General features: G+C 68.8%; 14 protein-coding genes, 1 tRNA gene and 1 pseudogene. 10 read left to right on the forward strand and 6 right to left on the reverse strand.

The features are described 5' to 3' along the window. Positions 1–40: 40 nt before the first annotated feature. The 6 genes from IF188_RS06805 to IF188_RS06830 all read left to right on the forward strand — a co-directional run bounded on the left by IF188_RS06805 (position 41) and on the right by IF188_RS06830 (position 4,080). Positions 41–544, forward strand: coding sequence for an amino-acid N-acetyltransferase (locus IF188_RS06805; protein ID WP_191171024.1), 504 nt, complete (start codon positions 41–43; stop codon positions 542–544). Between the two features lie 82 nt (positions 545–626). Then, positions 627–1,337, forward strand: coding sequence for a hypothetical protein (locus IF188_RS06810; protein WP_191171025.1), 711 nt, complete (start codon positions 627–629; stop codon positions 1,335–1,337). A gap of 213 nt (positions 1,338–1,550) precedes the next feature. Beyond that, the gene (locus tag IF188_RS06815) at positions 1,551–2,276 is read left to right on the forward strand and encodes a gamma-glutamyl-gamma-aminobutyrate hydrolase family protein (RefSeq protein WP_191171026.1); all 726 of its coding nucleotides are present in this window, start codon (positions 1,551–1,553) and stop codon (positions 2,274–2,276) included. Beyond that, positions 2,273–2,989, forward strand: coding sequence for a FadR/GntR family transcriptional regulator (locus tag IF188_RS06820; RefSeq protein ID WP_191171027.1), 717 nt, complete (start codon positions 2,273–2,275; stop codon positions 2,987–2,989). The genes IF188_RS06815 and IF188_RS06820 overlap by 4 nt, the downstream gene beginning before the upstream one ends. Before the next feature lie 68 nt (positions 2,990–3,057). Next, positions 3,058–3,468, forward strand: a complete 411-nt coding sequence (locus tag IF188_RS06825) for a dehydrogenase (RefSeq protein ID WP_191171028.1) — start codon at positions 3,058–3,060, stop codon at positions 3,466–3,468. 204 nt (positions 3,469–3,672) lie between these two features. Continuing rightward, a complete protein-coding gene (locus IF188_RS06830) occupies positions 3,673–4,080 on the forward strand; it encodes a hypothetical protein (protein WP_191171029.1) in 408 nt (135 codons plus the stop codon). 19 nt (positions 4,081–4,099) lie between these two features. Here the strand turns inward: IF188_RS06830 and radA are convergent, their stop codons facing one another. From radA to IF188_RS06845, 3 genes are all read right to left on the reverse strand, one after another. Further along, complete coding sequence (gene radA, locus IF188_RS06835) at positions 4,100–5,470, reverse strand: DNA repair protein RadA (RefSeq protein ID WP_191171030.1); 1,371 nt, start codon at positions 5,468–5,470, stop codon at positions 4,100–4,102. A 192-nt stretch (positions 5,471–5,662) separates the two neighbouring features. Next, the gene (locus tag IF188_RS06840; protein ID WP_191171031.1) at positions 5,663–6,613 is read right to left on the reverse strand and encodes an L-lactate dehydrogenase; all 951 of its coding nucleotides are present in this window, start codon (positions 6,611–6,613) and stop codon (positions 5,663–5,665) included. A 134-nt stretch (positions 6,614–6,747) separates the two neighbouring features. Then, on the reverse strand, positions 6,748–8,127 hold the full coding sequence (locus tag IF188_RS06845) for an MFS transporter (RefSeq protein ID WP_191171072.1): 1,380 nt from the start codon (positions 8,125–8,127) through the stop codon (positions 6,748–6,750). 214 nt (positions 8,128–8,341) lie between these two features. Here IF188_RS06845 and IF188_RS06850 point away from each other — a divergent pair, with 214 nt between their 5' ends. Both IF188_RS06850 and IF188_RS06855 read left to right on the forward strand, forming a co-directional pair. Continuing rightward, complete coding sequence (locus IF188_RS06850) at positions 8,342–9,199, forward strand: LLM class F420-dependent oxidoreductase (protein WP_191171032.1); 858 nt, start codon at positions 8,342–8,344, stop codon at positions 9,197–9,199. Positions 9,200–9,267: 68 nt separating this feature from the next. Beyond that, positions 9,268–9,358 (forward strand) — tRNA-Ser (locus IF188_RS06855). A 226-nt stretch (positions 9,359–9,584) separates the two neighbouring features. Here IF188_RS06855 and IF188_RS20510 read toward each other — a convergent pair. Further along, a pseudogene (locus tag IF188_RS20510) lies at positions 9,585–10,274 on the reverse strand (type IIL restriction-modification enzyme MmeI); the annotation flags it as partial. Positions 10,275–10,599: 325 nt separating this feature from the next. On the opposite strand from IF188_RS20510, the gene IF188_RS06865 reads away from it, so the two are divergent. Together IF188_RS06865 and IF188_RS06870 are read left to right on the forward strand one after the other, a co-directional pair. Next, complete coding sequence (locus tag IF188_RS06865; RefSeq protein WP_191171034.1) at positions 10,600–11,433, forward strand: hypothetical protein; 834 nt, start codon at positions 10,600–10,602, stop codon at positions 11,431–11,433. Positions 11,434–11,603: 170 nt separating this feature from the next. After that, on the forward strand, positions 11,604–11,861 hold the full coding sequence (locus IF188_RS06870; RefSeq protein WP_191171035.1) for a hypothetical protein: 258 nt from the start codon (positions 11,604–11,606) through the stop codon (positions 11,859–11,861). 704 nt (positions 11,862–12,565) lie between these two features. Here IF188_RS06870 and IF188_RS06875 read toward each other — a convergent pair. Further along, positions 12,566–13,066, reverse strand: coding sequence for an HAD domain-containing protein (locus IF188_RS06875; protein ID WP_191171036.1), 501 nt, complete (start codon positions 13,064–13,066; stop codon positions 12,566–12,568). Between the two features lie 11 nt (positions 13,067–13,077). Then, the gene (locus tag IF188_RS06880) at positions 13,078–13,305 is read right to left on the reverse strand and encodes a hypothetical protein (protein ID WP_191171037.1); all 228 of its coding nucleotides are present in this window, start codon (positions 13,303–13,305) and stop codon (positions 13,078–13,080) included. Positions 13,306–13,462: the final 157 nt, after the last annotated feature.

Raw genomic sequence — 13,462 nt, forward strand, 5'->3', positions numbered from 1 at the left:
GCTCGCTCGACGACCGGGAACGGGGTTCTACGCTTGACGGGTGGCAGAGTTCACGATCCGGCCGGCGCGCACGCGTGACGTGCGGCGCATTCAGGCCCTCCTCGAGCCGTTCGTGCAGCGGCGCATCCTGCTCGGCAAGGACCTCGTGGTGCTCTACGAGGCCACGCAGCAGTTCCTCGTCGCTGAGGACGCCGACGGCGAGCTCATCGGCTGCGGCGCGCTGCACGTGATGTGGGAGGATCTCGGCGAGGTACGCACCCTCATCGTCGCCGACGGCTGGCTGCACCACGGCGTCGGCCGTGCGATCGTCGACGGTCTCGAGCAGAACGCGCGCACTCTGGGCCTGTCGCGCCTGTTCTGCCTGACGTTCGAGGTCGACTTCTTCACGCGCCGCGGTTTCGAGCCGATCGGCGAGCAGGTCGTGGATCCCGACGTGTACTCGCAGCTCATCCGCTCGCCTGACGAGGGCGTCGCCGAGTTCCTCGATCTCGCGCACGTGAAGCCGAACACGCTCGGCAACACCCGCATGCTCAAGCGCCTCTGACCGGGCGTTCTCGAACCTCAGGGTTTCACGGCTCGGCGCGCGCCGGTTCGGGATGCCGGCGGCCGCGGTTTAGCCTGTCAGCATGACCGGCACCACCGCGCGACGTCGCCACTCTCCGGCGGTGTACCGTCGCAGGCGCATGGTGCTGCTCGTCGGAGTGCTCATGGTCGTCGCCGTGGTCTGGCTGCTCATCGCTCAGCCCTGGGCCGGCGCCGATCAGGCGGACGCCAAAGACGCGCAGACGACGAAGCAGAATCAGACCGACGCCCTGCCGGTGCCCTCTTCCGGCGCCACCGAGGTCGCGGGAGACGCCAACGCCGGAGATGCGGGCACGACGGCCGGCGCCACGGACAATGCGACGCCCACCCCGGGCCCGACGTCCACGGCGCTGCCGTGCGTAGCCAGCGCGGTCTCGGTCGAGGCTGTGACCTCGGCCGACACGTACTCCGGCGATGAGAGCCCGCAGTTCTCCATCAAGCTCACCAACAACGGCCCCGACTGCACACTGAACGTGGGGACGAGCGGCCAGTCCTTCACAGTCACGAGCGGCGACGACGTGTGGTGGCGCTCGACCGACTGCCAGAGTGAGCCGAGCGACATGATCGTGACCATCGCCGCCGGTCAGACGGTGTCCAGCGCGTCGGCTCTCGCCTGGGATCGCACACGCTCCGCCGTCGGCACCTGTGCCGACGAGACCCGGCCGCGCGCGCCGGGCGGCGGCGCCTCGTACAACCTCACGGTAGAGATCGGCGGCATCCCGTCGATCCAGCCGAAGCAGTTCCTGCTCTACTGAGCTGGGCTCGGCGTTCGCTCTGCGGCGCGGCACGCCCCGCAGAAACCGCGGAGCGGGGCGTCCCCCCGGACCGCCCCGCTCCCCGCACCGGGTGTAGCCGAACAACCGGTCGTGCGTGCTTTCGACGATTGTCACCCCTATTGGTACGCTGTGTCTACCTTTGAGGCAGAACTTTTGAGGGGATGGCGGGAGTTGGGGTTCACGAGAAAGCCGGTGATCGGCCTGACGACCTACCTTGAGCAGACGACGCAGGGTGTGTGGGACGTTCGGGCGGCCTTCCTGCCGCAGCAGTACTTCGACGGCGTGACCTCGTCCGGCGGCATCGCGGTGCTCCTGCCGCCTCAGCCTGACGTCCAGGCGGCGGCAGAGGCGGTGCTGGACGGACTGGACGGTCTCGTGCTCACCGGTGGGCTGGACGTCGAGCCTGCGCTGTACGGCGCGGTGCGGCATCCACTCACCGATCCGGCCCGACCCGACCGTGACGCGTGGGAGCTCGCGCTGTTCCGCGGGGCGGAGCGGCGGCGCATGCCGGTGCTCGCGATCTGCCGTGGGCTGCAGCTGGTCAACGTCGGGCGCGGCGGCACCCTTCATCAGCACCTGCCCGACGTGCTGGGCACGGAGCGGTACCAGCTCGGCGGCGGGGTCTTCGCGGTCAACGAAGTCCTCGTCGACGAGCACTCGCGGCTTGCGGACCTCATCGGCGCGGGCGCGCTCGACGTGCACAGCTACCACCACCAGGGCATCGACCGGCTGGGCGAGGGGCTCATCGCCTCCGCGCGCACCGACGACGGGCTGGTGCAGGCGTTCGAGTCCGACGGAGAGGGATACGTCGTCGGCGTGCAGTGGCACCCCGAAGAGAACCCCGAGGATCGCCGGCTCTTCGAGGGGCTGGTGGCCGAGGCATCCACCTTCGCGCTGTCGTCCGCGCTGCAGCCATGACCGACGCGCCGCTGCCGGAGGTGCGCAAGGCCGTCTACCGGCCGGTGCGCGAGGGCAACGCGCTCGAAGACACCACGGCGAGACTCGTGCAGACCGTGCGGCTCGGCGTCGTGCCGCCAGGGGAGTCGCTGCCCTCCGAACGCGAGCTCGCGACGATGTACGCGGTCAGCCGCGACACGGTGCGCGAAGCGATCCGCGAGCTCGCCGATGCCGGGTATCTGGTGCGCCGACGCGGCCGCTACGGCGGCACGTTCGTCGCCGACCCGCTGCCGCAGCCGGAGAACCCGCGCGAGGTCACGGCCGAAGAGATGGAGGACGTCCTGGGCATGCGGCGCGTGCTCGAGGCCGGGGCTGCGCGCACCGCCGCAGCACGCACGCTCGACGCCACGGCCCGCGCCGAGTTGTGGGCGCACTACGAGGCCGTGGCTGCGGCCGACGAGTCCGACTATCGGCGGCTCGACACCCAGCTGCACCTCGCCATCGCCGAGGCCGCCGGCATCCCCTCGCTCGTCGCCCTCGCGGCCGAGAACCGGGCGCGGGTCAACGAGTGGCTCAACACGTTCCCGCTGCTGCACCGCAACATCGAGCACTCCAACGCGCAGCATGAGCGGATCGTCACCGCGATCCTCGCGGGACGCCCGGATGCCGCCGTCGCGGCGATCCTCGAGCACCTGGCAGGGTCGGAGGCGCTGCTGCGCGGGTTCCTCGCCTGACGCCTCGTGCACCGCGGCACATGCCGCGGCCCGCAGTGCGGCATCCATCCGCTGATTAGGCTGGTGGGGTGGCAGGCAAGAAGCGCGCGAAGAAGGCGAAGGAACCTCTGGAGTTCCGCAATACGCAGCTGAGCGACGCGCTGCAGACGCAGGACATGGCGGCGGTCGCGTTCGCGCTGCGCCACGGCCCGACGGTCGTGCCGCTCATGCAGGCCGGGCAGCGTGACAACCCGCTCGACGTCGGCGAGGTGTGGACCTACCGCGATCCGAAGACCGGTGACCTCGCCCTGCTGCTGTTCAGCGATGCCGCCCACAAGCCGGCCGCACTGCCGCCGGGCGTCGCCCTGCAGTCGCCGGGATGGCTGCGTGCGTTCCTCGGGACCCACCAGGACCGCATCACCACCGTCTTCTTCGACATCGCCGGCCCACATCCGATGCAGGCGACACCCGCCGACATCATCGCGGCGCTCGACGCCTGACGCGGGCATCTGCGGGGCATCCGCGACACACCGACCGCGGTGCGCGGGCGGCGGGCGCGTTGGGGCATGCTCGCGGGGTGGAATACCTCCTGGTGGGCATGGTGTGCGCAGCCGGACTCGTGATCCCGATCGCGCTCGGCTTCGTCGACCCGCAGCGGCGCCGCCGCTCACGGGGACGCTGAGCGCCGGCTCTCTGGAGGCCCGATGCCCCTCACCCCGACGCAGACGCTCGCCCGGATCCTGGCAGCGGGTGTGACCGCGGCGCTGTCGCTCGCCCTCGCCTCGTGCGCGGCGGGCGAGGTTCCGTCGTCGGGGCCGCTCGCCGTGCACGAGCGGCCCGACTACGGCATGGATGCGCTGCTCGGCGGCGTGCTGCGGACGGATGGCGGATGCGTTCGCGTCGAGCCGTCCGCCGGGAGCGCGGGCACGGCCACCGTGGTGAGCTTTCCGGCGGGCGACGCCACCTGGAACGGCGAGGTGCTCACCTGGCGCGGCGAGGAGTATCGCGACGGGGATGAGATCTCGCTCGGCGGTGGCCTCGCCCCGGAGCCGCCCGGCTATGTGCCGGAGGATTGCGGCGACCTCGAGGTCTGGCAGGTGTCTCCGCTCTGACTCCGGCTGCGGGCGGGACTCAGAAGTCGGGGACGTCGTCGCCCGGTCGGCCCTTCGTGCGGGCGCGCACATCGTCGAGTGCGCCACGGAGCCGCCCCGACCGATTGTCGATGAGGTCGCGGTAGCCCAGCCGCGCGGCCTCGCTGCGCCGCTGCGCGGCCTGCGTGACCGGCCGGATCTCACCCGCGAGACTCAGCTCGCCGACCGCGGCCAGGTGACGGGGGATCGTGAGGTTGGTGACGGCGCCTGCCACCGCGAGGGCGATCGCGAGGTCGGCTGCCGGCTCGACGAACCGGACCCCGCCGACTGTCGACACGTAGACGTCCTTGTCTGAGGTCTTCACGCCGACCCGCTTCTCGAGCACCGCCAGCACCGTCGCGACGCGAGCGGCGTCGACGCCGTTGACGATGCGTCGCGGGTTGGGCGACTTGCTGTCGATCACGAGCGCCTGCACTTCGACGGGAAGCGCCCGCCGGCCTTCGAGGGCGATCGACACGCACGTGCCCGGCTCGGTCGTGCCGTGCCCGAGGAACAGCGCGCTCGGGTCGGGCACCTCGGCGATGCCGGCGCCGGTCATGTCGAAGCAGCCGACCTCGTCGGTCGGACCGAATCGGTTCTTGAGCGCGCGAACGAAGCGCAGCGAGGTCTGCCGGTCGCCCTCGAACTGGCACACGACGTCGACCAGGTGCTCGAGGATGCGCGGACCGGCGATCGAACCATCCTTCGTGACGTGGCCGACGATGATCGTCGGAATCGAGCGTTCCTTCGCGATGCGGATCAGCGTCGCGGCGACCTCGCGCACCTGCGATGGATGCCCGGCCATGCCCTCGGACAAGGCGGACGACACCGTCTGCACCGAGTCGACGATGAGCAGCTCAGGCGCGACCTCGTCAACGTGCCCGAGGATGGTCGCCAGGTCGGTCTCGCTCGCGAGGTACAGCTCGTCGTGCAGCGCGCCCGTGCGCTCCGCGCGCAGTCGCACCTGGGCCGTGGACTCCTCGGCGCTCGCGTAGAGTACGCGACGGCCGGCGCGCGCCGACTGCGCTGCGACCTCGAGCAGCAGCGTCGACTTGCCGACGCCCGGCTCGCCCGACAGCAGGATGGCGGCGCCGGGTACGATGCCGCCTCCGAGCACGCGGTCGAACTCGCCCACGCCGCTCGTGCGTCGCGGTACGTCCGAGGTGTCGATGCGCGTGATCGGCTGTGCCGCCCGCGCGGCCCCGGGCGCGACGGGCGTCACCGATCGCAGGATTCCCGTCTGCTCCGCGGCCTCGACCACCGTGCCCCACTGCTGGCACTCGCCGCACCTGCCCACCCACTTGTGCGTCGTCCACCCGCATTCGGTGCACCGATACGGCGCGGTCTGGGTGGGGCGTCGGGGTGCTGCCATGCGTTCAGCGTACGTGCGGCCCCCGACACGGGCCCGGCGGCGCAACGAGTTCTCGATCCTCCAGTCGCTTCGTGCGGAATCGCGCCGGCGTGCGATCCGCCAGAGGTGGCTGCGGAGCTGACGCCGAACTGATGGACGCAGAACCGAAAGAGAGTGGATGCCGGGGCCGCCGGCATCCACTCTCCACAGCACTCAGCGCAGCGAGTCGGCGACCTCGCGCAGCGCGTCGGCCGAGCGGTGGAAGAGCTCGAGCTCGCGGGCGTCGAACTGCGTCTCATGGATCGGGACGGCGCCGGCGGCGCTCACGACGGACGGCACCGACAGGGCGACTCCGCTCACGCCGTGGAAGTCCTGCAGCACCGGCGAGACCGGCATGACCGCGCTCTCGTCGCCGAGGATCGCCTCGATGATGCGGGCGCTCGACAGGCCGATGGCGTAGTTCGTCGCGCCCTTGCCCTGGATGACCTTGTAGGCGGCGTCGCGCACGTCGATCGCGATCTGGTCGAGCTCTTCGGTCGTCATGCGGTCGCCGCGCGGCGTCACCCATTCGAGGATCGGGACGGTGCCGATCGTCGCCTTGGACCACAGCGGGAACTCGGTGTCGCCGTGCTCGCCGACGATGTAGGCGTGGACGCTCGACGTCGAGACGCCGGCGCGCTCGGCGAGCTTCCACCGCAGGCGCGAGGTGTCGAGCACGGTGCCCGACGCGAAGATGCGCTCGGGCGGCAGGCCGGTCTGCTCCTGTGCGAGCACCGTCAGCACGTCGCAGGGGTTGGTGACGATGACGTAGATCGCGTTGGGTGCCGCCTCCAGCAGCTGCGGCATCATCTTCTTCATGATCCCGGCGTTGACGCCGGCCAGCTCGATGCGGGTCTGCCCCGGGTCCTGCTTGGCGCCCGCCGTGATCACGACGACGTGCGAACCTTCGACCACCGACAGGTCGCTGCCGCCGATGATGTCGCTGGAGCCCGTGAACTGGGTGCCGTGGGCGAGGTCGAGCACCTCGGCTTCGACCTTCTGGGTCGCGATGTCGTAGAGCGCGACGTGGCGCGCCGATCCGCGGATGAGCGCGGCGTAGGCGGTGCTGGCGCCGACGCTGCCGGCTCCGACGACGGTGACTTTCGAGTTCTCGATGACGGCCATGCGGCCAGTCTGGCAGGGCGGACCGCGGCGGGGCCAGCGTGTTCGGCCGTGTCAATGGGAGCGGATGGATGCCTCGCCCCGGCGCGCTTCGACGGTGGCGGCCGGGTGCGGCCGAGAGGCGGCATCCACTCTCCTCACGACGACGTCGACGAGGTGGAGGGCTCGGGGTCGCGCGGGGGATTGCGGATGCCGAGGAACGACGTGACACCGCCCGCGATCATGAGCGCGGCGGTCACGATCGCGGCGCGGTGGAAGCCGTCGAGGTCGAGGGAACCGCCGACGATGACGGCCAGAAGGGCGACGGCGACGAGACCGGCGACGCGCGCAACGGCGTTGTTCACCGCCGACGCGATGCCCGAGCGGGCGGGCTCGATCGCACCGAGGATCGCGGAGGTGAGGGGAGCGACGGTGAGTGCGAGGCCTACGCCCATCACGATCATGCTGGGGAGGATCTGCCACCAGTACGAGAACTCGGTGGTCGTGGTGAGCAGCAGCAGCGCACCGACGCCCATCGTGATCGGGCCGACCGTCATGAACAGGCGTGGGCCCCAGCGGCCGCTCCAGGCGCCGGCGCGGGAGCTCAGGAAGATCATGATGACGGTCATCGGCAGGCTCGCGAGGCCGGCGAGAGTCGCGGGGAGCCCCGGCCCCTCTTGCAGGTATACGACGACGACCAGTCCGTTCAACGCGAGTGCGCCATAGATGAACGCGGTCGCGACGTTGCCCGTCCAGAAGTTGCGCACCGTGAACAGGTCCAGCGGCAGGATCGGATGCTTCACGAACCGCTGCCGCGCGATGAACGCGACGAACAGGATGGCGCCCGCCAGGAGCGGGATCCAGATGCTCGGGGCCGTCCAGCCGGCGTTCGGCTGCTCGATGAGGGCGTAGACCATTCCGCCGAGACCGAGGGTGCACAGCACGGCGCCCACCCAGTCGATGGACGCGCCCGGATGTCGTACGTCGCGGAACGCGCCGCGCGCGAGCAGGACGAGCGTCGCGGCGATCGGGACGACGTTGATGAGGAAGGCGAGCCGCCACGACGCCAGGTCGACGAGCAGACCGCCGATCAGCGGGCCGACGATCATCGCCGACGTGGTCATCGCCGTCCAGATTCCGATGGCGCGGCTCTGCGCCGCGCCGGTGAAGTTCGACGTGATGAGCGCGAGCGAGCTCGGCACCAGGAACGCACCGGCCGCGCCTTGCACCGCACGCGCGACGATGAGGAACTCCGACGACTGGGCGGCGGCGATCGCGATGGACGCCACGCCGAATCCGATCAGCCCGATGCGCAGCACGAGCACGCGCCCGTACGCATCGCTGACGGAGCCGGCGACGAGGATCAGCGCCCCCAGGGTGATGAGGTATGCGTCGACGACCCACTGCTGCGTCGTGAGGCCGCCGCCCAGCTCGTCGCTGATCGCCGGCAGCGCGACGTTCACGATCGTGCCGTCGAGGAAAGCCACGAACGACCCCAGCACGGCGATCCACAGCACCAAGCGCTGCGTCGTCGCCATGCGGTCCGCCGGTGCGGCGGGGGCGTCCTCGGTCACCTGCCCCACGCTAGCCCCGGGCGTCGACATCGGGGAGGGTGGATGCCGCCGCCCGGGCGATCGCGGCGGTGGCGGACCGCGGCATCCACTTTTCCGAATCGGGTGCTGTCGAGTGTCGGGCGCAGTCGCTAGCCTGACCCCGTGGAGCGGACCCCTTCGCTCCGGAAGGGCGACGCGCATGGACTACGGGATCCACATCGCGGACTTCACGTGGCGCAGCGGCGCCCACAGTCTCGGCCCCGCGCTCGCCGCGCACGTGCGGAACGCCGAGGCCGCCGGCATCCGTCGCATCACGGTCATGGACCATTTCTGGCAGCTGCCGGGCCTCGGCCCCGTCGAGCACGAGATGCTCGAGGCGTACGCGACGCTCGGGTTCATCGCCGCGCATACCGAGACGGCGCTGCTGCACACCCTCGTCTCGGGGGTGATCTACCGCCATCCGTCGCTGCTGGCGAAGCAGGTGACGACGCTCGATGTGCTGTCGGGTGGGCGCATGGGTCTCGGCATCGGCGCCGCGTGGAACGACGAGGAGTGCCGCGGGCTCGGCTTCCCGTTCCCGCCGGTCGCGCAGCGGTTCCGCGAGCTCGAAGAGACGCTGCAGATCTGCCTGCAGATGTGGTCGGACTCCGAGGAGCCCTACGAGGGCGCCATCTGGCAGCTCGAGCGCACCCTCAACTCGCCCCAGGCGATCAGCCGCCCGCATCCGTATCTGCTCATCGGTGGCGGGGGAGAGAAGAAGACCCTGCGCCTGGTCGCCCAGTACGCGGATGCCTGCAACCTCGGCGTGCGTGACGAACTGCCCACCCACAAGCTCGACGTGCTGCGCGCCCACTGCGACGACGTCGGTCGCGACTACGACACGATCGAGAAGACCGCAATGGTGGCGATCACGCCCGAGTCGACCGCGTCGTCGCTGGCCTCGCTGGCCGAGTCGCTGGCCGGCATCGGGTTCACGGCCACGTACGTCTACGCCGTCGGAATCGACGAGCCCTCACACGTGGTCGACGTGATCCACGGCGCTCTCGAACTGGGGTGATTCTCGAGTGGATGCCGGGGCTCGCGGCCGATTCGCGGCATCGGCGAACGTGACGTAAGCTTGTCGGCGGTGACGTGTCCGAGCGGCCGAAGGTGCAACTCTCGAAAAGTTGTGTAGGGTAACCCCCTACCGTGGGTTCAAATCCCACCGTCACCGCCATCCAAAACCCCCGCAGATCCCTTGAAAAAACTGGGATCGCGGGGGTTTGGAACATCGAGCCGAAGATGTCGGGGTTGATCTCGCGCCAGATGAGCTTGCCGGCGTCGATGAGCTCCTGGCGCGCCTTCTTCGTGAACGCTGGCACGGTGTGTTCCGGCGACATCGTGAAGAGCCGGCCGTTGACGTAGGGAAACGCGCTGAGGTGATTCGGCTTGTCCGCGGGGCTCGCCGTGTCGAGCGCGGTGAACAGATCGGTCAGGAACTCGGCAGTGTCCGAGCCGTCTGCGAGGGTGTGTGAACCGACAGCGTTCGTGAACTGGCTCTCCGCAAAAATCCCCGTGTCCTCGGCGAAGAAGCAGAACAGCAGGCGTGTGAAAAAGAGGTTGAGTGCGTGCCGACCGTGCGGTTGCTCGAGCAGGCCGGGGTTTGCCTGAAGGAGTTCATCGAAGAGCTTGCCCACACGCTCGGCGGCCTTGACGTCCGCGTGGGCCTCCGCGACATACTGCGCCTTCTCCATGCCCGCCCAAGGCAGGAAGAACGTGAAGTGCTGATCGATCTCGCGGATCGGGAACCCGATCGTCTCGCCCGTCTGAGTGTCGGTGGCGACCATCTCGTCGTAGTCGGTGACGATGACGAATCGCGTGCTGAATCGCACCACATCGGGCGACGTCTTCAGTTCCTCGAGTACCTCGAGGGGGTCGCCACCCGTCTCCTTGAAATAGACGACCTTCTTCTGCGCGACCTCGGTGGTGATTTCGGCAGCGACGTTCAAGTCGCCGTTGCGCAGGCGCGTGACGCTGCTCTGCGGCTTGCCGTAGGCGAGTAGAAGGTCGAAGACGAACTCACGGTCGTAGCTCTCGCGGCGGGCCAGAGGTGCGACGCGTTCTTCGACGGCCTTGAGGTTCAGCCTCGCCATGGATCGTTCACCTTCACGTTCGTAATGTCATCAGAGGCATCCGACACTGGGCGCCCCGCAGCCGCAACCTAGCCGCGCCGACACGAAGCGGGCGCAGCAATGCCCTCTCGTGATCTTATTGGCGCCTCGGATCATGATGCGTGTTGCGGGTCGGGGTGGAGGCGACGGTTCGTATGCTTCTTGTGGGGTTTCGGATCCCACCACGGCGCGTTCACCGACCTGTTCTCGCCGGGAAAGGAGCTCGGCTCCCCCGAGCAGTTCAACGGCTTCAGTATCTTCGGTGCCCCTCTGATGCATCGGGTCGGCGGTGTTCATCTGGAGCATCATGAAGACAGCACTGCAATCTCGCGCCCGTATGAGGAGCGCCGCCCTCATTGAGCCGTACACCCGGTCCCTGCGACACGTCCGTTCACTCGTGCCCGGCACGGCGGTGGTCTCAAGTCCGTCGGCGCAACAAGAGCGCCTTGAGGGACTCGTGCTCGGGAGGCTGGGGTATCTCTACGACCCTCAGCGCGGGGCAAGCCGCCAAGCCGAATTCGTCCCGGACGGGATCGTCACCGACGCTGGCCACTTCTCGATGCGAGTGCGCGGCACTGACGTCGCCCCTAAGCTCCACGGGCTGCTCCCGCGGTGGGCCCGAGGCGGGGACGCGGTCGAGAACGGGATCCCCGGGTTGCGCTACAGGGACTTCCGTCGCGGTCGCGGCGTCAGCTTCTTCCTGCTGGGGCAAGACGGACTCGTCACGTTCGAGGGCATCTCGATGGAGGGGTTCGAGAGCTACCGGCGGGAAGTACTGCAAGAGGTGGGGGAGGAATCGGTCGATGCCGGAGACTGGTTGGCGCCGCAAGAGTCCTCAGGCCCCAGGCGATCCGTCGACGCAACGCGCGCCGCAAGCGTCATCGCCAGGCGTCTGGGTCTCCTACTCCACAGAGACGTAGCCGCCATCGACTCCTGGTGGAACATTCCTGAACGCTTCGCGGTCGAACTCATTGTCCCCGTTGCCGCCCCGGATCCCATGCCGGCGATTCTGAAGCAGATCCAGTCTCCGTACCTCGCTCCGCGACTTCGCCTTGAGCGATGGGGCGGCGGGCATCACTACCTGTCGGTTGAGGGGTGCGCTGCTGAGATTGATCTCCGGATACTGAGGATTCCCGGGTAGACGGCGCCGTCCCACGGCCCGATCCCGTAGAGCCCGCATTAGCGCATGTGGGCGCCGCGGTCGTGGTGAGGGTATCTCGCGGCAGTGCTCGGACCACTGGTCGACGCCCGAACTGCTCCCGGCGTGTCGACACGAATCGCTCTCCCCTCGTAAACGAGGCAGATCTGATCATGGAGCTGCTCAACCGCCGTCGTTGCTGGCTCGCCGCGCGACAACGCCCTAGCGTGGCCCGCATGGAAGGCACTACCGACATCCAGGAGAAAAGCTGCGAGGACCTTGCCGCCGCTCAACGGGAGCTCCAGCAAGCGCTCGATGACGCAGGCGCCACGCTGGGGCACATGTGCGTGCGGGGCGAAGTATCGCCGGCTGCGCTTCGGGCGATCGCGGCGACGATCCGGACGCTCCCGTCGACTGCGTTGAGCGATTGAGGGAGCGGCCGTCCGTCCACTTGACAGGCGCCATTTCCAGGCGACGACCCTTGCAACGAGCGCATTGACACCCGCAGCGCGCATTCGGCGCATGATCGCCGCCCCAATCACGCACGGCGAACGCACTCGACACGCATTGCCGTTACGACGCACGGGAGTCGCGCGCATCCCGCACGGCCCACGCACGGACGACGGACAGGTCACGCAGGGCCGCGGAGAATTGGGTGTCCGGCCGTCGAGTCCCGCACCCGGGTGCACGCTGGCCGCAGGACTTACGCACGGATCGCGCACGAGGCACGCACGCCTCGAGCAATTGCGGCTGAAGGCCTACGCGGGACTGAGTGCTATCGCGCCGCGGGGACTGCTGCACGAATAGGTGACATCTGATCTGGCTTGCACGAGGGTGTGCCGCCAGCTTCAGGGACCAAACCCCGGCGTCTACGACATCGATTGAGTCGAGTTCACTTGACGCCGCGATGAGGAGGCGGACATTGCAAGCGAGATCGTCGAGTTCGTCCTCGAGTCGGATGACGTGATCGAATTCGACCGGCTGACGGGGATCTACACCGAGGGTGACCGCGACGCACTACTCCGCGACGCGATCCGGATCCTGGCAGCGCGGGAACGTGCTGGGCGCCTGCAGCGGCTCCAAGCGCGGATGCATGCCAGCGTCGGTGGACCGAGCGCCGAGCGGTAGTCACCCCTCAGCGGACCGCGTCGATGAACCGTGCGGCGTGACGCGCCTGCTGCAACGTCACGCCGATGTACATGTCTGGCCGGATCACCAACACTGCGGGTTCGAGTCCGGCGCGACCCAGGCCGCGCATCAGCGTCGATCGCACGGCCATATCGTCGATCCACACGACCGTGTCGACGCCGGTGTCGGCGACAGTCTCGACGATGGAGCGTGCTCTCCAGCCGCGGTCCCAGTCGTCCTCGTCGGGGAGGTACGGGCCATCGAGTCGTCCGCCCAGGCGCTCTCTGACGAGCCATTGGAGCATCCCCGGCGCCCAGCTCGTCACCCACCCCAGCATGACTCCCGGGCGGCTCACGAGCTCATGGAGCGCCGCGAGCACCGGCTCCGCAACAGGGGTGGCCCACACTGGCTCACCCGATCCGTCACGAGGTGGGATGGGGCTGATGGTGCCGTCGACGTCGAGTACGACGAGGACGCGCTGTCTGGTCGTTATCGTCGGGGTGCTCAAGCGGGCACCGTTCAAGGCAGGTCGCCTCGTTGCATCAGATTGTCCATCGCGAGGTACTGCACGTCGAACAGTGCGGCGACGGCCTCGATTCGCAGCGACTGCCCTGCGGGCGTGAGTTCAGCCCAGGACGGCTCGGCACCTCGGCTCGTCAGTGCCCGCTGTTCCACGATGCAGCGCGCCGTCTCCTCTACGAGCTTGATACGAAAGGGCGGCCATTCGTCCCGCCGCGATCCATTCATCTTTGTTTGCTCCTTCGAGGTCTACTACGCGGACCTGACTGGTGTGAGTGAAGGTAACAGCCTGGTCGGGTGTCCCAGATCGCACTCCTGCCACCAACATGCGTTCGCACTCGTATACGAGAGGAATGTCGTCCATCGGTCCGGGAGTGTCGCGGTT

It is taken from the genome of Microbacterium helvum (assembly GCF_014779795.1).
GTDB lineage: Bacteria > Actinomycetota > Actinomycetes > Actinomycetales > Microbacteriaceae > Microbacterium > Microbacterium helvum.